We start from the raw sequence: 21,987 nt of genomic DNA, 5'->3' as shown, positions 1-21,987 counted from the left end.
TTAACATTAGAATACAGCGTCTTTTGTTTAAGGAGATAGGTAGTAATTATTTTTTAAACTACTACTATCATTTGTTTAGTGTGTCATCTGATCTTATTTAATTTCCTGTTAATCATTTTTTATTACAATATAGTTAATAGCACGGTATAATGGAGATATGAAAATGGCAAAAGCAATTAAAATTTTATTAATCGAAGATGATGTGAACTTAGCTGATAATATTGTTGGGTTCTTACAGGATTTTGTAGATGTTAATGTGGTCACAAATGGCTTGGATGGTGAGTTTGAGGGACAAGAATCACCATATGATTTAATTATTTCTGATTTAATGTTGCCAGGTGAAAATGGTTTGGAAATTATTAAGCATTTGAGGGAAAAGGGTATCGAGACACCTATTTTGATTTTGACAGCCAAAAGCTCATTGGATGATAAAATTGAAGGCTTCAATGTGGGGGCCGATGACTACCTAACGAAGCCTTTTCACCGTGAAGAATTATTAGTCCGAGTTAAAGCTTTACTACGTCGTACAGGTGTTTATTCAGAAGATAATATGATTGTCGTTGGTGATGTGTTGATTAATTTAGAAAATCGTGGTGTTCAAGTTCATGGGCAGACGGTTAAGTTAGTCGGAAAAGAATTTGATATTTTAACTTATTTGGCACAAAACAAAAATATTATTGTCACACGTGATCAAATATTTGATCGTGTATGGGGGATTGATTCTGATACAACAATCAATGTGGTAAATATTTATTTGAACAATTTGCGACGTAAGTTAGAAGCGGTCGGACAAAATCATTTGATTAAAACGTTGCGTAATATTGGCTTTATTTTAGAGGTAGACAATGCCTAAAGTCATTAATAAACAACAACAAATTCGCGGTTTTCTGTTATTAATTGCGAGTTTTTTTATTATATTTTCTGTTTTGGGCAGTGTCATTTATTTATCTTATATTAGAACAGTGTTTCAAAATTCTGATAATGCCATTAAGCAACAAATTAAACAATTTGATCTTGCTGGTGCATTGGAACATTCATCTGCTACAAATAAAAATACACCTTTGATGTTACAAACAAATACACGTGCCGACGTTTGGACATATAATAGCCAGAAAAAACTGCTCATTGATACGCGGTTGCCTGAGTCGATGCAAGATATGTATCGTAGACAATTTAAATATCGTAAAGAACTCATGTCTCCTAAGATTAAGATGATATTGATGGATGGAAATTATTATCGTATCGTTGGGGTCAAATTCATTGATAATGCGACCAATAACAATGGTCAGCCAGTCAAATATGGCTTGATTACTGTCAATGTATCAGAAACAATTAATAATTTAAATCACTTTAAAAGGGTACTTTTGTGGTCGATTGGTATATTTGGTTTACTCGCTATCATGATTTCCTATTGGATTAGTATCATGAATATGAAACCGATTTTAAAAGCATGGCAGCAACAGCAAGACTTTGTGAATAATGCTGCTCATGAGTTACGAACGCCCATGGCAGTTATACAAGGTAAACTAGAGAATATGCTCATGAAACCAGATTCAACAGTGCGTGAGCAATCGAATGCTATTATTTTATCTTTGTCAGAAATACGGCGGTTGACATCATTAACCAATAATATGTTAACTTTAGCTAAATCTGGTTCCAACATGACGCGATTAGAAAAGGAAGGGACTAATATTTCTGATTTTTTGTCAGAAATTGTTTCACCTTATCAAGAAATGGCAGAATTTGAAGCAAAAAAAGTTTTATTATCAGTGGAAGTTGATCAACAAGTCTTTATTGATCGTAAACGTATACACCAACTGATGGTTTTGCTGATTGATAATGCGATGAAATATTCGGACGAAGACGCCGTGGTAGCCATTTCAGCTACTATCGAGAAAAAGAAACTTGTCCTTACTGTTGCAGATACAGGTCGCGGTATCAGTGAAGAAGCTAAAAAGCATGTGTTTGATCGCTTTTATCGAGAAGATAAGACTGGCAACCGTGAAACTGGTGGTACAGGATTGGGCCTTTCCATTGCAGAATGGGTTGTACATGCGCATAATGGTAAAATTATTGTGTTAGATAATAAGCCAAAGGGAACAATCTTTAAGGTAACGCTGCCACTTTAATATTCAGTAAATTTTGCTTAGATATACTACAATTAAGGACTAGGAGGCCAATGATATGAAACACTCTCTTATAACAGTAGCTGTTATTTCAGCACTGGTTGGTGGTGGCGTGGTTTATTCCGGAACGCAAGACAATTCGTGGTTTCAAAAACCAACTGCTATTACAAAAACATCGAATTTATCTGGTCAAGCTACAATTGCAAAAACGGCTTATACGAGTAATGACACGTCTACAACAGCGTATAATAAAGTTAAAAATGCTGTGCTGACTGTACAAAACTTACAAAAATCATCCGGCCAACAAAGAGATGCATGGTCAACTATGTTCGGTTCAGATTCTCAAAATAATAGTAACTCCTCGGAATTACAAACCGCATCTGAGGGTTCTGGTGTTGTTTATAAAATAAAAGATGGCTATGCTTACATTATTACAAACAATCACGTTGTTGCCGATTCTGACGCTTTGCAATTAATTACGGCGAGTGGCAAAAAGGTGAAAGCGACGATTGTGGGGACAGATCCGCAAAAAGATCTGGCTTTAATCAAAGCGCAAACAGATGTGATTAAGACGGCAGCGACATTTGGTTCAGTGAAACAGTTACAATCTGGGCAACAGGTTTTGGCTATCGGGTCACCTTTAGGCTCTGATTATGCGACATCGATGACAAGCGGCATCGTTTCAGCTGCACGCCGGACACTAACCGCTGAAGAGACAGGGGCAGCCACTGCAACCGCAATTCAGACTGATGCTGCCATTAATCCTGGTAACTCTGGTGGTCCGTTAGTTAATCTATCTGGTCAAGTAGTGGGAATCAATTCATCAAAAATAGCTGCATCAACGGATGGTACAAGCGTGGAAGGCATGGGATTTGCTATTCCAGCAGATATTGTTCAAGCATTTATTGATAAAACTGAAAAGTAATAATAAACGATAAAAAGCCAAGAATCTCAAAATGAGTGCTTGGCTTTTTATGTTATAGCAAATTTAACTATTGTTATTGTATTATTTTCGGTTGAATTTTTGAATGTGAAAGAAATCTAGTAAAAACGTTAAAATAGGTAGACCAACAATTAAGCCCCATACGCCAAATAATTTCTCCATGATGATTAAGTTTAATAAAATGACTAGAATTGGCATATGTGTTTTGTTGGACATAAAGTGTGGATGTAAAAAATATGATTCGAACAAGTGAACTAAGAGGACTGTGACTAAAATGGTAATAACAGTATGCCAATTACCAATCATAAATGCCGTGATGGTTAATGGTATCAGTGAGATTATTACTCCGAAAACAGGAATTAATCCTAAAATAAAAATTAAAATGGTGAAACCGAGTAAATACGGAAATTGGAGAAAAGTCAGTACAACAACCATGATTAGTGTATTGATCACACAAATCAGTAATTGTACTTGGAATAATTGACCTAATATTAAGATAAAACGGTGTATGATGATGTAAAATTCACCAAAAAACTTTTTAAAAGGACTATTTAAAAAGTTTTTAGCCCATATCCTTAATTGAGGATAGGTCATGCTAAATATAAAACTAAATAATAATGCTAAAATCAGTTCATATAGAACATGCCCAACTTGATTGAGTTGAGAAAAGCCTTGCGAGATTAATTGATGTGTATTAAGTGAGTCAGTGTATGGTTGGATATTTTTATAGACGTCTTGTAATAAGCCTGTGGATTGCCAATCCAAATGTGTGACTAATTTAATCATACTGTCTATTTGATTAATGACAGTCGTTGCCCCATGTTTAGCAGCTAAAATAACGACTACGATAAATAGCATATAAACGAGTGCAATCGATAATGAACGCGATAACTTTAGTAGGCGCTCAAGATGTTTGGCTGCTTGTAGAGCTAAGTATGAGAAAATAATCGTTAACAGTAAAAGCGGCATGAATTGTTTTAAACAAAAAATAAGTAAAACAATAACTATTAAGACAAAATAACGATATAACACTTTTTGCTTCAATGAAGATAATAAATTCATATAATTCCTCCCAATTATCTTGCTTTTATTATTGTATACTATAATTTGGTTAAACGCTAAGCACTGTTAGTTAAATAATCCAGTTGAATATATTTAATGCCAGTAATATTATAAAACCAGTGCAATAGAATCAAAAAATGACAACCATATTTGGTTGCCATTTTAATTTTTACAAAGTATTTTGATACCAGTCAAGTATTTGTTGTGGTGATATACGTTCACCGTGACCAATTCTCGATACTTCTTGACCATCTTGGAACAAAACAAATGATGGGATACCACGCATATTGTATTTAGTTGCTATGTCAATGTTTGCATCACGATCAGCGTCTACCCAACCAGCTGTTTGAGTGATGGTGTCTTTGATATTTTGGACAAAAGGTTTAATCGCACGGCAGTCACCGCACCAATCGGCTGACAAGAAGAGAACATGTCGGCCAGCCGATTGAATAACTTTTTCGATACTAGCATCAGTATTTTGTTTTGATTGATACATGGGTTTACCTCATTCAAATTAATGATTGAATTATAGCATATATTATAAAATCCAGTTTGAATTTTGTTTTGATTAATTACAAGGAGTAAGTAATTTTTACGATTATTAAAGGATATTATGAGAATAGTAAAAATAAAATTTGAAAATAATGTTGACATTGATGGAAATAATAGTTATAGTAATTACAACATAAACATTGAAAAGATAAGTACATGATAAAGTCTTAACAAGAGAGCCTGTGTTTGGTGTGAGCGGGTAAGATGGCATGATGGAAAATGGTCTTGGAGTTTTCAAGGATACGAGCAAGCGGGTACTCATATGTATCGCGCGGTAAGTTGAATTCGGTGGTGCTCGTTAACGCACAACGTATAACCTAGTAGTAGTTACAGATCTTCTCGACGATTACTATGAGGCGTACGTTTTGAGGTGTAGGACATTAGCCCTACACGAACACCGGGTGGTAACACGTTACTTAGCGTCCCGCAGTCTTTAGGTAGACTGCGGGATTTTTTTGTTTAAAAAGTGGTGTGTGTGAGTTTATTTTATGAAGAAAGGGTGGAAACTATGAGTGTTATATTACAAAATGGTCTATTAAAACGTGATGCCTTTATGTTTGGAGAATATCAATTATTGCAACCAACATTAAATATTTTAATAGTTAATTTAATGCCAAATAGGTTACAAACTGAAAAGCAGTTTATAGGCTTATTAATGAAATTATCTGTTAATGTACGTCTTACCTTTGCTGTGCCAGCTACACATCAGATTAAACATGAAACTGAGCAAATTGTTCAAAATTACGTGACGTTGGCAGATATTTGGGATAGACATTTTGATGGCTTAATTGTCACTGGGGCACCGGTTGATCGAACCAAATTTGAAAAAATTGATTATTGGCAAGAATTTAAACGATTACTGGCTTGGCGAAAAACTCATGTTAAAGAGAGCCTATTTGCTTGTTGGGCAGTGTACGGTGCGGGTTATGCGGAAAGAAATTTTCCAGTACGCCATATCACTTCCAAAATTTCAGGTGTGTACCGTACAAATGATATTTTGAATAGGCGTAGTACTTTAACAACTGGCTTAAATCATATCACGATGCCACATTCGCGCTACTTTACTATTCCAAATCAAGGGTTACCACGTCGCTTAAAAGTGGCAGGGGATAACAAGTTAGGTGCATTTGTCTTGCGAGATGAACTGCTGCACTCAACCTATGTGACCGGTCATTTGGAATATGATACTGAAACATTAGCGGAAGAGTATCAACGTGATTTAGCAAAAGGTATCGTGACAAGAGAACCAGAGAATTACTTGATCGATGGTCAGCCGAGAAATAATTGGGCGGCTGATGCGGATAAATTTTTTGTGAATTGGGGCAAAATGTTACTAGCCAGCACGAAAAATTCATCAGTAATTAATCTCATACCCGCATTGAATTAAGTAAATAATTTGAAAGAAAATATCATGATAAAAAATATTAATACAATTTTAGCCCAAGGGGGTAATGCAACCGATGATGTTAAAACCGGTGCGATCTCAAATCCACTATATTTTTCTACAGCATATCGCCACCCGGGGTTAGGTCAGTCTTCAGGGTTTGATTATGCACGGTTAAACACGCCAACAAGACAGTTATTAGAAGAACAATTAGCTGTTTTAGAGCAAGGCGTTCAAGGGTTTGCCACAAGTTCAGGTATGGCAGCGATTGATTTAGTTTTCTCTGCTCTGATAAAAACTGGCGATCATTTCATCACTAGTAACGACCTGTATGGTGGTACATATCGCTATTTTGATGATATCGTGGTCACAAGTGCTGTGCAATATGATGTTTGGAATGGTCAAGATGATATTTTAAAACAAATTAAACCAGAAACTAAACTGATATGGCTAGAAACACCATCAAATCCTACCATGAAAATAATTGATATCAAACAATTAAGTCAGAAAGTCAAAGCACAGTATCCTGAAATTATAATTGCCGTTGATAATACATTTTTGACACCAATATTTCAACAGCCACTCTTATTGGGTGCAGATATCGTTGTACATTCTGCGACAAAATATTTAGGTGGTCATAATGATATTTTGGCTGGTGCGGTAATTGCTGGTAGTGATGAATTATCAAGTTTATTGGAAACAAAATTAGTCACACGTGGTCAAGTATTGGATCCATTTAGTTCATGGTTACTCATTCGCAGTTTAAAAACTTTGCACTTGCGTATGGCGTGCCATAATGAAAATGGTCATTATATCGCTGATAAGTTGCGAGATGTTACAGGTGTTGAAAAGGTCTTGTATGCCGGTATTGGTGGTATGATAAGCTTTTACTTAGATAAAGATTATGATGTTGATGCTTTCCTAAAAGGCCTTAAAATTGCTTCGTTTGCTGAGAGCCTGGGTGGCCCAGAAACTTTGATTACAATCCCAGCCGTACAAACGCATCATGATATGGCACTTGACCAGCGTGAAGCACTGGGTATAACTGATCAATTGGTACGTATCAGTGTTGGCCTTGAAGATAAAGATGACATATTAGATGATCTTAAACAAGCTATTGGGGGTGCTAAATTATGAGCGATTGGACAGATCTTATTCAAGCAACAACGGTACATGATCCTTTATCTGGTGCCATTAATACGCCTATTCAGTTGAGCTCAACATTTAATCAAAAATCGTGGGATGAGTTTGGTCAGTTCGACTATGCAAGATCAGGAAATCCAACGCGTGAAGCGGGTGAACAAGCGATTGCCAAGCTCGAACATGGACAATATGGGTATTTGTACAGTACCGGTATGGCGGCTATTAGTGGTGTTTTGTTCACTTTATCGGTTGGAGATCACATTGTAGTCAGCAAGAAAGTCTATGGTGGTACTTTCCGTGTTGTAGAAGATATTTTACCACGTTGGGGTATCACCCATGATTTTGTTGATTTTAGTGATTTAGAAGCGGTTGAACATGCCATTCAACCGAATACAAAAGCGCTATATATTGAAACACCATCAAATCCAGTATTGAGCATTACCGATATCAAGGGTGTTGTTGCCATCGCAAAACGTCATCAGTTGATAACTATTGCTGATAATACATTTTTATCACCATTTTTACAAAAACCGTTAGATTTGGGTGTTGATGTTGTCGTTCATTCAGCCACCAAGTTTTTGGCGGGACATTCAGATATTTTAGCGGGCGCAGTTGTGACGAATAATCAGACTTTGGCAGATAAAATTTATTTTATTCAAAATGCCGTTGGTGCAACGCTTGGTGTGTTAGATACATGGTTATTGCTCCGTGGCATCAAAACATTGGGTGTACGTATGACGCATTCTAGTCAGTCAGCACAAAAAATAGCGGATTATCTATTGCAACATGATAAAGTGACACGAGTCTTATATCCTGGGTTGGCAAGACATCCAGGTCACAATATTCATGCGATACAAGCTAAAAGTGGTGGCGCAGTGTTGAGTTTCGATGTCGGTTCTGAAGATAACGCAAGAAAAGTCGTATCAGCATTAACTATTCCAGCATTTTCAGTGAGTCTCGGTGCGGTAGAATCAATTATTAGTTATCCACCAAAAATGAGTCACGCTGAATTAAATCCAGAAGAATTAGCTAATACAGGTATTACGCCAGGATTGTTAAGGTTTTCGGTTGGATTAGAAGATGTTGCTGATTTGATTGCTGATTTAGAGCATGCTTTAACATTAATTTAAAAAAAGAGGAGTTTATTAAATGACAATTGCAGGTAAGTTAAACTATTGTTTTGATCAAGTGGGTTCATATTTACGACCTGAAAATTTGAAACAGGCACGTGCAGCCTATGATGAGGGTAAAATTACCCATGAGGAGCTATTAGCAGTTCAACACACTGAAATTAAAAAGCTGGTTGATAAACAAGTGGCAGTGGGATTGCAAGCTGTAACAGACGGCGAATTTAATCGTTCATGGTGGCACTTAGATTTCTTGGGTCAACTTGGTGGGTTTGAGTTTTATGATCAAGAAGACTCGTACAAATTTCATGGCGAAAAAACACGTTCAACTAATATTCGATTAAATGGTAAAGTACATGCAAATTTAGAACATCCGTTTTTTAAAGACTTCCAGTACTTGCAATCGATTGTGCCAGAAGGTGTGGAACCTAAGCAAACGATACCATCACCTAGCTTAATTATTAATCGTGACCATCGGTCTGACTTGTGGTCTGAATACTATGCGACATGGGAAGACTTTTTGGACGATTTAGCATTAGCTTATCATGATACGTTACAACATTTTTATGATCTTGGTGCGCGTTACATACAGCTTGATGACACAACTTGGGGCTATTTGATTGCACAACTTAACGCTAATGCAGATAATGCGGCAGCACGTGCACAATTTGAAAAAACAGCTCAAGATGATGTATATGTTATTAACAAAGCCTTAGCTGGATTACCATCTGACTTAAAATTATCGACTCATGTTTGTCGTGGAAATTTTAAATCAACTTATTTGTTTGAAGGTGGATATGAAGCAGTGGCTAAGTATTTAGGTCAATTGAATTATGATGCGTTCTTTTTAGAGTATGATAATGACCGTTCGGGTGGCTTTGAACCGTTAAAAGATATCTATAACGGTCGAAATAATGTGGCAATTGTACTGGGCTTATTAACCTCTAAATCGGCTGACTTGGCAAAAGTTGATGATGTGGTGGCACGTATTAACGAAGCAGCAAAGTTTGTGCCTAAAAGTCAATTAGCACTTTCGACACAGTGTGGCTTTTCTTCTACTGAAGAAGGCAATATTTTGACAATTCCAGACCAATGGAAAAAGTTGGCGTTGATCAAACGTATTGCAGATGAACAGTTTGTATAGGGATTAATTTATGTCAAAAAAAATATGGGTCAGTGTTATTGCTATCATTGTAATAATTATTGGTATCGTTGGTTATACTGTTAAGGGTTATAGTCAAAAATCAAATGTTATTACATTAGGATCGGTAACGAGTGATGCGGATATTTGGCGTCATCTGGCAAAAAGTGATGAAGCTAAGAAATTAAATTTAAATATTCAAGTTAAAGAATTTACTGATGGGTTAACTCTAAATAAAGCAACTGCAGAAGGTCAAGTTGATGTTAATGCTTTTCAATCTTATAGCTATTTTCAAGCATTTAACAAAGATTCAAAAGATGGTAAACTAGCGGCTTTGGGCACGACATATTTGGAACCACTGGGTATTTATTCGACTAAATATAGAAGTGTTAGAGATATTCCTGATGGTGCCACTATTGCTATTGCCAGAGACTTAGCAGACGAGGCGCGTGGATTGAAATTATTAGAAGATGCAGGATTAATTGCGCTAGATAAAGATGTTGGTGCTCTAGATGGATTAGAAAAAATAAAGTCAAATTCACATCATTTTAAATTTAAAGAAATTGATGACACAACTGGTGGCCGTTTATTACATGATAATGGTGTTGATGCAGTGTTGATTTCAAATTCTGTTTCCCAAGCGGCAGGTTTAAATGTTTTAAAAGATGCAATTTATTATGAACATATTAACAATCACACCAGTTCTAATGTTAATATAATAGTAACCGCGGCTAAGAATAAAAATAACAAAACATATAAAAAACTGGTGACGCTGTACCGCGCAAAAGCATCCCAGCAGTATATTGACAAAAAGTATCATGGTACGAAGACAGAAGTCATCAAACCAATATCTTATCTTAAAGGAGAATAATTATGTCAGAAACAGTTGTTGAAAGTTTTACATTGGACCATACAAAAGTAAAGGCACCTTACGTGCGAGTAATTGAAACACAAGAAGGTCCAAATGGTGGTAGCATCACTAACTACGATTTGCGTTTAACACAACCTAATGAAACATCTATTGAGACGGGTGGTCTACATACATTAGAGCATTTATTTGCAGGGCTTGTTCGCGATGAAATTGACGGTATTATTGACATGTCACCATTTGGTTGCCGTACAGGTTTTCACGTTATTTCATGGATTAATTATGATTCTGAAACATTAGCAAAAGTATTCAAGAAAGTTCTTGAGAAAATTGTTAGCGATGAAGTGACAGAAATACCAGCAGCTGAAATTGAGAGTTGCGGTAATTTCAAGGATCATAGTTTACATTCAGCTAAAGAATGGGCAAAAATTATTTTGGCACAAGGCATTTCTAGTGATGCATTTGAACGTAAAATTGTCTAAAAATGATAGTTAATTGACAATTTGATGAGTTTATAATATGATGTTTATAACTAAGAAGAGATAAGTATTGATATAGCGTTAAACAGAGAGCTTATGGTTGGTGAAAATGAGCAACGCGACATCAAGAAAATGGTCTTGGAGTTATCGTTGTTGTGAGTTAATTATCAAGATACAAGCAATAACCGGGAGCGCCCGTTACAGCGACATCAATTCTCAATATTGTGTTAGTATAGCAATTTGATGATTGATAATGAGGTGTATCTACTCAAGTAGTGCATGAACCCCGGGTGGTAACACGAGATGTCGTCCCGCAGTCTAAATTTAGACTGCGGTTTTTTATTGTTTCTAAATAGTGGTATCAGTAAATAAAAAGGAGGCAATAATGCGCATTCAATACCGTCAAGTATATTACTTACATATGAATAAGGTGATGACTGCTGTGTTTTTACATGGTAGTAGTGCTCAAGTTGGCAATTGATCCAATTTTAAATTATATTGCTTACAACACAAAATAATAATAAATTTAAGGACAGTAATTATGACGACAAATACATTACAAAAAATTGGTTTTCAACATGTTGGCTCATTTTTGAGGCCAGTTGAATTAAAGCAAGCACGAGAAAGATTTGCGGCCGGAGGTTTAACACAGCAGGAATTGACCGCTGTTGAAGATATTGCAATTATTGATTTAGTTAAAAAGCAAGCGGCTGCAGGTTTGGACGTTGTTACTGACGGTGAGTTCCGTCGGTCATATTGGCATTTGGATAATTTCTGGGGTTTTGGAGGCATCGAGCATTTTAATTATGGGGAAGGCTATTTCTTTGCTCATGAAGAAACACGAGATGATTCAGCGCGTTTGTCAGGGAAATTAAGTTTCAATGCTGAAACACATCCGTTTATTCAACACTTCAAGTTTTTGAAAACTATTGCTGATGAAGCTGGAGTAGAAGCTAAAATTACAATTCCCGCGCCTTCACAATTCTACGCTGAGTTAGTGCGTGGCGTGAATGCTGAAACAATCTCAAAGTTTTATGAATCGAATGAGGCACTTTATGAAGATATCAAACGTGTTTATCATGAAGAAATTCTAGCTTTATATGAAGCTGGTGCTCGTACAGTACAATTAGATGACTGTACTTGGGGTATGCTTGTTGATTCACAATTTTGGACAACAATGGCCGGTGCTGGATTTGATATTGATGAAATGAAACAAGTATATTTGGAGTTGAATAATGGCGCTATTGAAAATTTACCAACAGATTTAACGATTAATACACATATTTGCCGTGGTAATTATCATTCTGATTGGGCTGCAACTGGTGGTTATGATAAAGTGGCCGATGAACTATTTGGTCACGAGAATGTATCAAATTATTTCTTGGAATATGATTCAGAACGCGCAGGTAGTTTTGAACCGTTAGCGAAAGTATCAGGTAACAAGCGTGTCGTATTGGGATTAATCACAACCAAAAATGGTGAATTAGAAGATAAGCAAACTATTATTGATCGTATCCATGAAGCGACACAATACTTACCATTAGATCGTCTCTGGCTATCAACACAATGTGGCTTTGCATCGACTGAAGAAGGAAATGTATTAACAGAACAACAGCAATGGGAAAAAATAAGGTTAGTAAAAGAAATCCTAGATGAGATCTGGGGTTAACAAATGACGGGAGACCGTCGTACATAATTTTAAAAAGGAGCAAATGCAATATGCAGAAAATAACACCACGACGATTTTTTGAAATTACGCGAGCGCTCAGTACATTGCTCGGAACAGGATTGGTTTATTGTCGAATGTCTACTTGTCACCCGATACTTTGAAGTCACCAATTTGAGAATAGGAAATGGATAAAACATGACAAAATTAGATAAGCAATATGCATTCGAAACACGCCAACTTCATGCAGGGCAAGAAAATCCCGATTCTGCAACGGGCGCCCGAGCAGTACCAATTTACCAAACAGCATCGTATGTTTTTAAAGATACTAAAGAGGCCGCTGGCCGTTTTGCACTGACAGATGCTGGAAATATTTATGGCCGGTTGACCAATCCAACCAATGCAATTTTTGAAACGCGTGTGGCATCACTAGAAAATGGTGCAGCAGCCATCTCGTTAGCTTCTGGAGCTGCTGCAGTAACAGCTGCAATTTTAAATATTGCCGGTAGTGGGGATCATATTGTTGCAGCATCAACTTTATATGGTGGTACAGTTGAACTATTTTCAGAAACCTTGAAAAAACTAGGTATTGAAACAACATTTGTTGATCCTGATGAGCCTCAAAACTTTGAAGACGCTATTCAAGATAATACCAAAGTTATTTTCTTTGAAAGTTTAGGGAACCCTAAACTTAATATTATAGATTTTGAAGCTGTGGCAGCTATAGCTAAGAAACACGGTATTATTTCAATTGTTGATTCGACTTTTGCAACACCATTTTTAACACGACCACTTGATTATGGGATTGATGTTGTCGTCCACTCTGCAACCAAATTTATTGGTGGTCATGGTACTACCTTAGGCGGGGTGGTTGTTGAAAAGGGTGATTTTGACTATGCTGCTTCTGGTCGCTATCCTGATTTCACACAGCCAACGCCATCTTACAATGGGTTAGTATGGGCAGATTTAGGTGCAGGCGCATTTGTTACAAAAATTCGAGCAGAATATTTACGTGATACAGGTGCTACGTTATCACCTCAGTCAGCCTTTTACTTAATTCAAGGTCTAGAAACACTATCTTTGCGTGTTGAAAGTCATGTTGAAAATACACGAAAAATTGTCGCCTTTTTAAATCAGCATGACAAAGTAGCCTGGGTGAGCTACCCTGAGCTACCAACGTCACCCTACAAGCCGCTGGCTGATAAGTATTTTGAAAAAGGTGTGGGTTCTATTTTCACCTTTGGATTGAAACAAGGCGAAGAGGGTGCCAAAACATTGATTAATCATTTAGATATTTTCTCGTTGCTCGCCAATGTTGGTGATGCTAAATCCTTGATTATTCATCCAAAATCAACAACGCACGCCCAGTTAAGTGACGAACAATTGGCGTTGGCTGGTATCACACCAGATTTGATTCGCTTGTCAATTGGTATTGAAAATGTTGATGATTTAATTACAGCATTGCAAGAGGGGTTAGCAACGGTTTAAAAGTTTGAGATAATTTACTAGATTGACTACAAGCGCTAAAAACGGCAGTCACGTTTGTAATATGGTATTATAAAGTATTAAGCAATTAACAGTGCAAGCATGGAGAGACGAAGATGGGTAAAAAGACAATTATTGGTGCTGTAGTGGCGGTGTTAGTCATTGGTGGAATTGTGATGGCTGTGCAAAATAGGCAGTCACCTGATAAGGCAATTTTGCGGATCGCAACGCAGAATAATATTTCAACATTAGATCCTAATTATGCTGACGATATAGGGGCTAATTGGGCTGAAGTTCAAACGTTAGAAGGCCTTTACACAACTGATGAAAACGGTAAAATTATTGCTGGTGCTGCTAAAGAAATCGTTAAACCAACACAAAATGACACAACTTATACAATTCATTTAAAGAACGGTCAAAAATGGTCAGATGGTAGTGATTTAACAGCACAGGACTTCGTAGCATCTGTTAAGCGACAAGTTGATCCAAAAACAAAATCAACACGTGCAAATCATTTTAAGGATATTGCAGGCTATGACGAGGTATATAATCACAAGGGAAGTCTGGATAAATTAGGTATTGAAGCTGTGGATAAACAGACAGTTAAGATCAAGTTATCACATCCAGTACCTTACTTTAATTTTATTTTAGCTAATCAACTATATCCCATTAATCCTGACAAAGTGAAGGAATATGGCAAAAAGTACGGACAAACTGCAGCTACTACTGTATCAAATGGTGCCTACACGATCAAAAAATGGAACCAGTCATCAACAACTTGGGAATTTGCTAAAAATAAGCATTACCGTGATGCCAAAAATGTACATTATAATACAATTAAAGCCACACAAATTAGTGATGCAACACTAGCTGCTAAACAATTCCAAACGAAAAATGTTGATGAAGCAGCAATTTCAGGTAGTGTATTATCTGATATTAAAAAGACAAATGCTGACGAAATTAAGCAAACAGCTGCAGGTCGTGTTGCGTTTATTGTATGGAATGCCAAGGATAAAATAGCAAGTAATACAAACCTAAAAAAGGCGATTAGTTTGTCGATTAATCGTCAGGAATTAGCTAAAGAAGCATTAGGGGATGGCTCGACAGCCGCTAAGTCAATTGTGCCAAGTGGTGAAGTTGAAATTGCTGGTAAAGATTTGAATGATGGGCTATCGTTACCGTATAATCAATCTGAGGCACGGGTATATTTCAAAAAAGCGCAAGCAGAATTAGGTCAGCAAAAAATTGAAATCACATTGAATACAGCTGATACTGATTCTTATAAGGCAGTAGGTACCTTTTTGAAGCAGAGCATTGAATCCACATTACCAAATGTGGTCATTAATTTACATCGTTTACCTTTAAATGCTGAAATTGCTGCTTTCAATAATCACAATTTTCAGGCAGGTACGTTATCTTGGTCAACGGATTATGATGATCCTATTGACTTCTTAGATATTCCTTATTCGAAGGGAGCCATCAACTTTACAAATTGGGAAAATAAGGCGTATGATAAAGTTTACGAACAAATTAACCGCCATAATGAGGCAAATGACGCACGATACAAGTTACAACGAGAAGCAGCTAGAATTAATAATGAAGAAAATGGTGTGACACCATTGTACCAAGCATCAAACGTCCATTTGCAAAGCAAAACGGTTAAAAATCTTCATTACCCATTGGTTGGTTATCAAAATTATAAATATGCCAAATAATGATGACATATAATTATTTTAGTTACGACTAGGATTAATTAGTTTAAAATAAGGATATAAAAATGGTTAAAAAAATTGGTATTCCATCTAATAATGTATTGCATGCTAACCCACGGTTCGGCACAAACTACGTTGATTATATGCAGAAAAATTACATTGACGGTGTAGCAAATGCTGGTGCATTACCCATCATATTGCCCATTGGTGACACTAAGTTAGCAGAAGATTATATCAACACAGTTGATGCCTTATTGCTTGCTGGTGGACAAGATGTTTCACCTGAGTATTTTGGTGAAGAGCCACATTTGAAATTAGCTGAGATTGATCATGGACGAGATGATTTTGAGTTGGCGTTAGTTAGAGAAGCTATTCGTCAAGAAAAGCCCATTTTTGGTATTTGCCGTGGTTTGCAGGTAATTAATGTCGCATTGGGTGGTACATTGTATCAGGATTTACCAAGCCAGTATGCGGGTATGACAGTAAAACATAATCAATATCCAACGAAATGGTACATGCCAACGCATCACTTAGTGTGGCAAGGGCATAGTTGGTTAGATGGTGTAGTGGATGAAACGGCTTTGGTTAACTCATTTCATCATCAAGCTGTCAAGGATTTAGCAGAAGGGTTAACGTTAGATGCCACAAGTACAGATGGCGTGATTGAAGCTTTTTCGGATGAATTACGTCACCTTTATGCCGTACAATGGCATCCTGAAATGTTGCTGATGGCGCACCCAGAAACCCAGAAACTATTTAATGCTTTTGTGGCTAAGATTTAAATATGTCATGTTATTCATAATGGTTCGTATTGTTACAGAGTCGTCATATAGACGTCTTTTTTATTATGATAAAGTAGCGTACAATATGTTGAGTAATAAATAATTGTATTGAGAGAAATGATATGTTTGAAAATATCAAACGCATCTTAATTGGAAAGCCACTAAAAACACTTGATGAGGGTGGTCAATCTTTGTCTAAAACTAAAGCATTGGCATTATTATCGTCAGATGCTTTGTCATCAGTGGCTTATGGTACTGAATCTATCACAACTGCTTTGTTTATAGCAGGAGCGGCAGCATTATGGCTACAAATTCCCATTGCTTTATTGGTGTTAGTATTACTGGCGGCTATTGTAATGAGTTATCGGCAAATTATCCACGCTTATCCTTCTGGTGGCGGGGCGTATGCTGTTGCAAGTGAAAATTGGGGGCCAAAAGCGGGGTTAGTTGCTGGTGGATCATTATTAGTTGATTATATGTTAACGGTGGCTGTTTCAGCTTCAGCAGCTGCAGATGCTGTCACAGCAGCATTTCCTGCGATTTTACCATTTACGGTGCCACTATCTATTGTGGTTGTTATTCTGTTAACAGGGATGAATTTGCGTGGCTTACGTGAAAGTGCTAATTTTTTGATGTTTCCTGTTTATTTTTTCATCTGCGTATTGATCGTGATGATTTTATGGGGATTATTTCAAGCAGTGACGGGCCAATTACCTTATCAAGCAACGACTAGAATTGGCACAAGCTTTTCTGGTTTATCGTTTGTCTTATTCATGCGGGCATTCTCTAGTGGTTCATCATCCCTGACAGGTGTCGAAGCGATTTCAAATGCTGTACCAAACTTCAAAGCACCAAAAGAGAAGCATGCAGCGGCAACGCTTGCAGCAATGGCTTTAATATTAGCAGTGTTTTTTGGTGGTATTACATTTTTGAGTTATTGGTATGGTATTAAACCAAATGTACATTCAACTGTGTTATCGCAAATTGCTGCGAAAACATTTGGTGGCTATGGTGTTGGCTTTTATATTGTCCAATTGGCAACAGCATTGATTTTGGCCGTTGCTGCTAATACTGGCTTTTCAGCATTTCCCATGTTGGCTTTGAATTTAGCCCGTGATAAATATTTACCACATTTGTACATGGATCGTGGTGATCGTCTCGGCTATTCGAACGGTATTTTATCTTTGGCGCTGGGTGCTGCTATTTTAATAGTTATTTTCCATGGGTCAACGGATGCTTTAATTCCACTATATGCCGTTGGTGTGTTTGTGCCATTTACTTTGTCTCAATCGGGAATGATTATTCATTGGTGGCGTAAAAAGCCCCAAAACTGGCTGTTTAAAGCCTTTATTAATTTTGTTGGGGCATTTATTTCAGCTGTGTTGGTTATCACGCTATTTGCCACACGTATTGAACATGTCTGGCCGTACCTATTGATTATGCCAACAGTTTTATATGTATTCTTGAGAATCAGGCATCATTACATTAGCATTGCACGTCAGTTGAAACTCTCTTATGCTAATAATGATAATGCTGTGCGCCACCACTATGATGGGGCAACGGTTATTGTGTTAGTTTCTAATATTACAAAAGTGACTACGGAAGCGATTGATTACGCACAATCCATTGGTGATTATGTTGTCGCCATGCACGTTAGCTTTGATGTTAATCCCAAAAAAGAATTGAAAACGGCAACACAATTTAAGAATGATTTTCCGGATGTTCGCTATGTTGATATTCATTCATCTTATCGTTCAATTGTGAAACCAGCATTGAGTTTCGTTGACGCTGTCGTCAAACAATCACAAAAGCGGAATCATTCAGTGACTGTCTTAGTGCCACAATTTGTTCCTAAGAAACCTTGGCAAAATATTTTGCACAACCAAAATTCATTACGTTTACGTGCAGCTTTTGCTGCAAGAGAAGATATATCAGTTTCAACATACTATTACCATTTGTCAGAGTGAACTTTGCTGTGTCGGTTGAACAACCCTTTGGGTTGTGTATATAAATGAATTAATTTGAAAGGAATCACACATAGATTTTGTGAAAACATCTGTGTGAACTATGATAATGTCACAAGATATGAAATTAATTTTATTTTTTGTTTGGGTGGTCATTGCAATGCTAATCTCTACAATTGGGTTAGTGATGATTATGCGTTGGTACCATCGCGAGGTTAATAAAGTTAAAGCCAGTAAACGAAATGAAAAATTAACACAGGATAAAGAGTAACAGTCATGTTGATGTCAAGTGTTTAATGTGAAATCAATTCAAAAACCAGCAGATGTTTTCCAAAAGACATCTGCTGGTTTTTAATTATTATCATTGTTAAAATGTTTCTGTATCAATTTGACTTAATTTTTCAGACCAATTAACATTAGGGTATTTTTTTGATAAAGCGGTAGCTAGAACTCGTTTGGCTAGATTACCATTTCTGGTAAAGATTGGGCCATGAAAGTACGAACCATAGACATTTCGATAAATGACACCTTCAGTTTTATCTAAGCCGTTGTTACCATTACCGGAAATGACAGTGCCTAACGCACGTTCACTTTTACCTAAGAAAGTGCGACCTTGATGATTTTCAAAGCCATGATAGGTTTCTCCAGTATCATTGTTTTTAATAACAATATTACCTGTGAGTCGTTTACCATTTAAAATAGTGATTTTGTCATCGTGCATGTTAGTTGTATAGTGATCCATGACCCCGATACCATCAACTTTGGTGCCATCTGCCATAATCATGTAATGCCCTAACAGCTGGAAACCACCACATACTGCCAATAGTGGGCCATCGTTTTCAATGTATGTCTTGATTTGTTCAGCTTTTGTTTTTAAATCATGAGCGACAATTGTTTCTTCGTAATCTTGTCCGCCACCAAATAAAACAAAATTATATGTCTCAGGGTCAAAATGATCATTAAGGGAGACTAAGTGGTAATCGACTGTAACCCCAATTTGTTTAGCATAGTAGGTCAGGGCGATGATGTTACCGTAGTCGCCATAAGTGTTCATCAAATTACCATACAAGTGAGCGACAGAAATATCATAATTAGCCATCAGAAACCTCCCTTGATATAACCAGCAGCTTTTAATTGCTCACGCAATTGGAGCATAGCTGTGTAAGTTGCAGCGATGTAAACTTTTTTTGTTGGGAGCGCTTTAATTGCAGCAACAATTTTAGTTAAATCTTCATAAACGGCTTGTTCAGCAAAACCAGCCATCTTCAAACGTACGCGTAGATCTTGGTAGCGTTCACCACCAGTAGCAACGGCTTTAATGTTAGTATGGTGCAGCTTTTCAAATTCAGCATCCCATATCCAACTGGTATCAATACCGTCAGCATAGTTGGCATTTAACAGTGCTAATAGTGAAAATTCATCTGTTTCGGTTAGCATCATATCGATGACTGAATTTGCCCCAACAGGATTTTTGATTAACACAATGGTGACATCTTTGCCATCAACGTTGATAGCTTCTTGACGGCCAAATATCTGAGCGTTAGATTCAAATGCTTTTTTGATTTGTGCGGGCGTAACACCAAACTCCCGTCCCACAGAAAAAGCCGTTAAAGCGTTATATATATTATACAATCCACCAATTTCAATCCGTAAAGGGGTATTATCAATGCTGAATTGTGAATATTTCGGCGTTAATTGATCAACACTTGTCACTTGGTATTTCAGTTCTGGACGTGCAAACTGGTCTGTAGTACTAAAATATTTACCCAGGTTAGCGTAGGTAATAAAATCATAGTGTAGAACAGAATGATCCGTCGGTGATAGAATACCGTCGGTATTAATAGGGGCAACTGCAGGCTTAAAGTCTGTCGGGTTGATATGATTAAAGCCAAAGTAGCGACGGGTATTGGTAAAGTCACCACGTGTAAAAATCGGCGAGTCACCATTAGCTAAAACGAGCGCATCAGGTGCGTTTTTAATACCAGCAATGATTTTATCATAAGTCGTGTAGATTTCACCATAGCGATCAAGTTGATCCCGAAAAATATTTGTTAAGACAAACATTTTTGGGTGGATAGCATTTGTAATTTTTTCGACATTGGCTTCATCAACTTCAAGCACAGCAAGTGGCTTTTTGCCATTAGGTGATGATTTGACTTTGGTAGTTACTAAAGTACCGGTAATACCTTGGATCATATTGGATCCAGAAGGATTAGTAATTACCTCATAACCACCAGCTTGTAAAACACGTGTAATTAATGCTGTCGTTAACGTCTTACCATTTGTGCCAGTGACGATAATTAAGTCAAAGTCTTGTTGTATTGTTTTTAAAATATCTGGGTCAATAGCCACAGCTAGTTTACCAGGTAAACTTGTCCCACCGCGATGCAAAATGTGTCGCAAAACCCAATAAGAACTTTTGGCTGTGGCGCGTGCCAGTGAACTTTTAAGTGTCATAATATCCCCACTTTCATGTCTATCATTTTACCATGAACTAGGGTAGGGTTGGTGTTTTTGGTTAAAAATTAACTCGACCAATGGGTACAAACTTAAAACGGTTTGATGATTTGTCAAGAATTTTGAGTCAATAAAATAAAGGCAGGATATATATGGCGTTATTTTGGAATACAAAAAAGCAGGATTCGCTTTTTTGTTGCCTTAAAAATTGCTATAATAAATGATAGTAGCGTCTAAGTTAACATCAGACACAATTGATGTGGTACGAAAATAAAAGCTCGGTGCATGAGTGCTGAGGATAAATCTAAATTGATAAAAAGGGAGATATTGCGTTTTCGGTTATTTGTAGTTAGAATATTGCCGTTTTGATCAAGTATCATAGCTTAAAATCTGCATGTTTCTAGTTTTTATAAATGATTGTTGACACACTAAAAATATGGCACAATTATTCTTTGAATACGGCGCAATGAGTTCAGGAAAATCGATTGAGATTTTAAAAGTTGCACATAATTATGAATCGCAAGGGCGCAAAGTATTATTGATGACGCCAATTGTTGATACGCGTGCTGGGGTGGGGATTGTTGCTAGTCGTATGGGACTGTCACGGCAGGCGGTTGCGGTTAAACCTGAGGCCGATTTATATCAGCTGATCAAAAGCATGAAAGATGATAATTTAGCCGTTGTCTTAATTGACGAGGCACAATTTCTTGCTGCTGAACAGGTTGATCAATTGGCTCATGTTGTTGACAATTTACACATTCCAGTTATGACTTTTGGTTTAAAACAAGATGCCTTCAACCATCTGTTTGAAGGCTCTAAACGATTGATTGAGCTAGCTGATAAATTAGAAGAAATGAAAACAATTTGTTCCTTTTGTGGTAAAAAGGCAACCACACAGCTACGCATTGTTGATGGTAAACCGCAGCGTGAAGGGGCGCAAGTGTTTATTGGTGGCGATGAAGCCTATATTCCAACCTGTCGTCGGCATTGGTTCAATCCAGATTTAGCTAAAATAGCTGATATGTTTCCTGTTAAATAAATATACCTAAGAGACTGTTAGTCTCGTACATAAAATAATCATATGTTTTAAGCTTAA

At 36.9% G+C, this 21,987-nt stretch carries 20 protein-coding genes and 1 other annotated feature; of the genes, 16 read left to right on the top strand and 4 right to left on the bottom strand.

Translation table 11 applies throughout. The features are described from left to right. The first annotated feature begins 163 nt into the window (after positions 1–163). Genes FGL89_RS03410 through FGL89_RS03400 form a run of 3 tightly spaced genes read left to right on the top strand, consistent with a single transcriptional unit; the run spans position 164 to position 3,051 of the window. The gene (locus tag FGL89_RS03410) at positions 164–853 is read left to right on the top strand and encodes a response regulator transcription factor (protein ID WP_014973796.1); all 690 of its coding nucleotides are present in this window, start codon (positions 164–166) and stop codon (positions 851–853) included. Further along, complete coding sequence (locus FGL89_RS03405; RefSeq protein ID WP_014973797.1) at positions 846–2,129, top strand: sensor histidine kinase; 1,284 nt, start codon at positions 846–848, stop codon at positions 2,127–2,129. Before FGL89_RS03410 ends, FGL89_RS03405 begins: the two co-directional genes overlap by 8 nt. Positions 2,130–2,184: 55 nt before the next feature. After that, the gene (locus FGL89_RS03400) at positions 2,185–3,051 is read left to right on the top strand and encodes a S1C family serine protease (RefSeq protein WP_014973798.1); all 867 of its coding nucleotides are present in this window, start codon (positions 2,185–2,187) and stop codon (positions 3,049–3,051) included. Between the two features lie 81 nt (positions 3,052–3,132). Here the strand turns inward: FGL89_RS03400 and FGL89_RS03395 are convergent, their stop codons facing one another. Both FGL89_RS03395 and FGL89_RS03390 read right to left on the bottom strand, forming a co-directional pair. Further along, on the bottom strand, positions 3,133–4,131 hold the full coding sequence (locus tag FGL89_RS03395) for an AI-2E family transporter (protein WP_014973799.1): 999 nt from the start codon (positions 4,129–4,131) through the stop codon (positions 3,133–3,135). 169 nt (positions 4,132–4,300) lie between these two features. Continuing rightward, positions 4,301–4,627 carry a thioredoxin family protein gene (locus FGL89_RS03390; RefSeq protein WP_014973800.1) on the bottom strand — a complete coding sequence of 109 codons (327 nt, stop codon included), beginning with the start codon at positions 4,625–4,627 and terminating at the stop codon, positions 4,301–4,303. A gap of 187 nt (positions 4,628–4,814) precedes the next feature. Next, positions 4,815–5,113: a binding site (T-box leader), on the top strand. Positions 5,114–5,191: 78 nt separating this feature from the next. Here FGL89_RS03390 and FGL89_RS03385 point away from each other — a divergent pair. The 12 genes from FGL89_RS03385 (at position 5,192) to FGL89_RS08620 (ending at position 18,705) form a co-directional block, all read left to right on the top strand. Continuing rightward, positions 5,192–6,070: a homoserine O-acetyltransferase/O-succinyltransferase family protein gene (locus FGL89_RS03385; RefSeq protein ID WP_014973801.1), complete on the top strand. Its 879-nt coding sequence runs from the start codon at positions 5,192–5,194 to the stop codon at positions 6,068–6,070. Positions 6,071–6,094: 24 nt separating this feature from the next. Next, on the top strand, positions 6,095–7,204 hold the full coding sequence (locus FGL89_RS03380; RefSeq protein ID WP_014973802.1) for a trans-sulfuration enzyme family protein: 1,110 nt from the start codon (positions 6,095–6,097) through the stop codon (positions 7,202–7,204). Continuing rightward, entirely contained in the window at positions 7,201–8,340 is a 1,140-nt protein-coding gene (locus FGL89_RS03375; protein WP_014973803.1) for a trans-sulfuration enzyme family protein, read from the top strand. Before FGL89_RS03380 ends, FGL89_RS03375 begins: the two co-directional genes overlap by 4 nt. Before the next feature lie 19 nt (positions 8,341–8,359). Next, positions 8,360–9,481, top strand: coding sequence for a vitamin B12 independent methionine synthase (locus tag FGL89_RS03370; protein WP_014973804.1), 1,122 nt, complete (start codon positions 8,360–8,362; stop codon positions 9,479–9,481). A gap of 10 nt (positions 9,482–9,491) precedes the next feature. Continuing rightward, a complete protein-coding gene (locus FGL89_RS03365; protein WP_147000428.1) occupies positions 9,492–10,349 on the top strand; it encodes a MetQ/NlpA family ABC transporter substrate-binding protein in 858 nt (285 codons plus the stop codon). Between the two features lie 2 nt (positions 10,350–10,351). Beyond that, positions 10,352–10,828: an S-ribosylhomocysteine lyase gene (locus tag FGL89_RS03360; RefSeq protein WP_014973806.1), complete on the top strand. Its 477-nt coding sequence runs from the start codon at positions 10,352–10,354 to the stop codon at positions 10,826–10,828. A 538-nt stretch (positions 10,829–11,366) separates the two neighbouring features. Next, on the top strand, positions 11,367–12,494 hold the full coding sequence (locus tag FGL89_RS03355; RefSeq protein ID WP_147000426.1) for a 5-methyltetrahydropteroyltriglutamate--homocysteine S-methyltransferase: 1,128 nt from the start codon (positions 11,367–11,369) through the stop codon (positions 12,492–12,494). 195 nt (positions 12,495–12,689) lie between these two features. Further along, positions 12,690–13,979: an O-acetylhomoserine aminocarboxypropyltransferase/cysteine synthase family protein gene (locus tag FGL89_RS03350; protein ID WP_014973808.1), complete on the top strand. Its 1,290-nt coding sequence runs from the start codon at positions 12,690–12,692 to the stop codon at positions 13,977–13,979. A gap of 113 nt (positions 13,980–14,092) precedes the next feature. Further along, on the top strand, positions 14,093–15,691 hold the full coding sequence (locus tag FGL89_RS03345; protein ID WP_014973809.1) for a peptide ABC transporter substrate-binding protein: 1,599 nt from the start codon (positions 14,093–14,095) through the stop codon (positions 15,689–15,691). 62 nt (positions 15,692–15,753) lie between these two features. Then, positions 15,754–16,470 (top strand): gamma-glutamyl-gamma-aminobutyrate hydrolase family protein, encoded by a 717-nt coding sequence (locus FGL89_RS03340; protein ID WP_014973810.1) that lies wholly within the window; start codon positions 15,754–15,756, stop codon positions 16,468–16,470. Between the two features lie 122 nt (positions 16,471–16,592). Then, positions 16,593–18,437 carry a potassium transporter KimA gene (locus FGL89_RS03335; RefSeq protein WP_014973811.1) on the top strand — a complete coding sequence of 615 codons (1,845 nt, stop codon included), beginning with the start codon at positions 16,593–16,595 and terminating at the stop codon, positions 18,435–18,437. A 118-nt stretch (positions 18,438–18,555) separates the two neighbouring features. Beyond that, on the top strand, positions 18,556–18,705 hold the full coding sequence (locus FGL89_RS08620) for a hypothetical protein (RefSeq protein WP_167317320.1): 150 nt from the start codon (positions 18,556–18,558) through the stop codon (positions 18,703–18,705). Positions 18,706–18,801: 96 nt separating this feature from the next. Here FGL89_RS08620 and FGL89_RS03330 read toward each other — a convergent pair whose 3' ends face one another. After that, a complete protein-coding gene (locus FGL89_RS03330) occupies positions 18,802–19,533 on the bottom strand; it encodes a type 1 glutamine amidotransferase (protein ID WP_014973813.1) in 732 nt (243 codons plus the stop codon). Next, positions 19,533–20,891, bottom strand: coding sequence for a Mur ligase family protein (locus tag FGL89_RS03325; protein ID WP_014973814.1), 1,359 nt, complete (start codon positions 20,889–20,891; stop codon positions 19,533–19,535). Before FGL89_RS03325 ends, FGL89_RS03330 begins: the two co-directional genes overlap by 1 nt. Positions 20,892–21,327: 436 nt before the next feature. Between FGL89_RS03325 and FGL89_RS03320 the strand changes: the two genes are divergently transcribed. After that, complete coding sequence (locus FGL89_RS03320; protein WP_014973815.1) at positions 21,328–21,930, top strand: thymidine kinase; 603 nt, start codon at positions 21,328–21,330, stop codon at positions 21,928–21,930. The last annotated feature ends 57 nt before the right edge of the window (positions 21,931–21,987 follow it).

Origin of the sequence: Leuconostoc carnosum (assembly GCF_007954525.1) — a bacterium.
Lineage (GTDB): Bacteria > Bacillota > Bacilli > Lactobacillales > Lactobacillaceae > Leuconostoc > Leuconostoc carnosum.
This window is presented reverse-complemented; position numbering and strand designations above follow the sequence as displayed.

What these genes read in the sequence shown, in the direction of transcription:
- FGL89_RS03370 (WP_014973804.1), top strand. Translation starts at nt 8,360, where the DNA reads ATGACAATTGCAGGTAAGTTAAACTATTGTTTTGATCAAGTGGGTTCA.
- FGL89_RS03350 (WP_014973808.1), top strand. Translation starts at nt 12,690, where the DNA reads ATGACAAAATTAGATAAGCAATATGCATTCGAAACACGCCAACTTCAT.
- FGL89_RS03345 (WP_014973809.1), top strand. Translation starts at nt 14,093, where the DNA reads ATGGGTAAAAAGACAATTATTGGTGCTGTAGTGGCGGTGTTAGTCATT.
- FGL89_RS03330 (WP_014973813.1), bottom strand. Translation starts at nt 19,533, where the DNA reads ATGGCTAATTATGATATTTCTGTCGCTCACTTGTATGGTAATTTGATG.
- FGL89_RS03405 (WP_014973797.1), top strand. Translation starts at nt 846, where the DNA reads ATGCCTAAAGTCATTAATAAACAACAACAAATTCGCGGTTTTCTGTTA.
- FGL89_RS03380 (WP_014973802.1), top strand. Translation starts at nt 6,095, where the DNA reads ATGATAAAAAATATTAATACAATTTTAGCCCAAGGGGGTAATGCAACC.
- FGL89_RS03400 (WP_014973798.1), top strand. Translation starts at nt 2,185, where the DNA reads ATGAAACACTCTCTTATAACAGTAGCTGTTATTTCAGCACTGGTTGGT.
- FGL89_RS03340 (WP_014973810.1), top strand. Translation starts at nt 15,754, where the DNA reads ATGGTTAAAAAAATTGGTATTCCATCTAATAATGTATTGCATGCTAAC.
- FGL89_RS03385 (WP_014973801.1), top strand. Translation starts at nt 5,192, where the DNA reads ATGAGTGTTATATTACAAAATGGTCTATTAAAACGTGATGCCTTTATG.
- FGL89_RS03375 (WP_014973803.1), top strand. Translation starts at nt 7,201, where the DNA reads ATGAGCGATTGGACAGATCTTATTCAAGCAACAACGGTACATGATCCT.
- FGL89_RS03325 (WP_014973814.1), bottom strand. Translation starts at nt 20,891, where the DNA reads ATGACACTTAAAAGTTCACTGGCACGCGCCACAGCCAAAAGTTCTTAT.
- FGL89_RS08620 (WP_167317320.1), top strand. Translation starts at nt 18,556, where the DNA reads ATGAAATTAATTTTATTTTTTGTTTGGGTGGTCATTGCAATGCTAATC.
- FGL89_RS03390 (WP_014973800.1), bottom strand. Translation starts at nt 4,627, where the DNA reads ATGTATCAATCAAAACAAAATACTGATGCTAGTATCGAAAAAGTTATT.
- FGL89_RS03360 (WP_014973806.1), top strand. Translation starts at nt 10,352, where the DNA reads ATGTCAGAAACAGTTGTTGAAAGTTTTACATTGGACCATACAAAAGTA.
- FGL89_RS03365 (WP_147000428.1), top strand. Translation starts at nt 9,492, where the DNA reads ATGTCAAAAAAAATATGGGTCAGTGTTATTGCTATCATTGTAATAATT.
- FGL89_RS03355 (WP_147000426.1), top strand. Translation starts at nt 11,367, where the DNA reads ATGACGACAAATACATTACAAAAAATTGGTTTTCAACATGTTGGCTCA.
- FGL89_RS03395 (WP_014973799.1), bottom strand. Translation starts at nt 4,131, where the DNA reads ATGAATTTATTATCTTCATTGAAGCAAAAAGTGTTATATCGTTATTTT.
- FGL89_RS03320 (WP_014973815.1), top strand. Translation starts at nt 21,328, where the DNA reads ATGGCACAATTATTCTTTGAATACGGCGCAATGAGTTCAGGAAAATCG.
- FGL89_RS03335 (WP_014973811.1), top strand. Translation starts at nt 16,593, where the DNA reads ATGTTTGAAAATATCAAACGCATCTTAATTGGAAAGCCACTAAAAACA.
- FGL89_RS03410 (WP_014973796.1), top strand. Translation starts at nt 164, where the DNA reads ATGGCAAAAGCAATTAAAATTTTATTAATCGAAGATGATGTGAACTTA.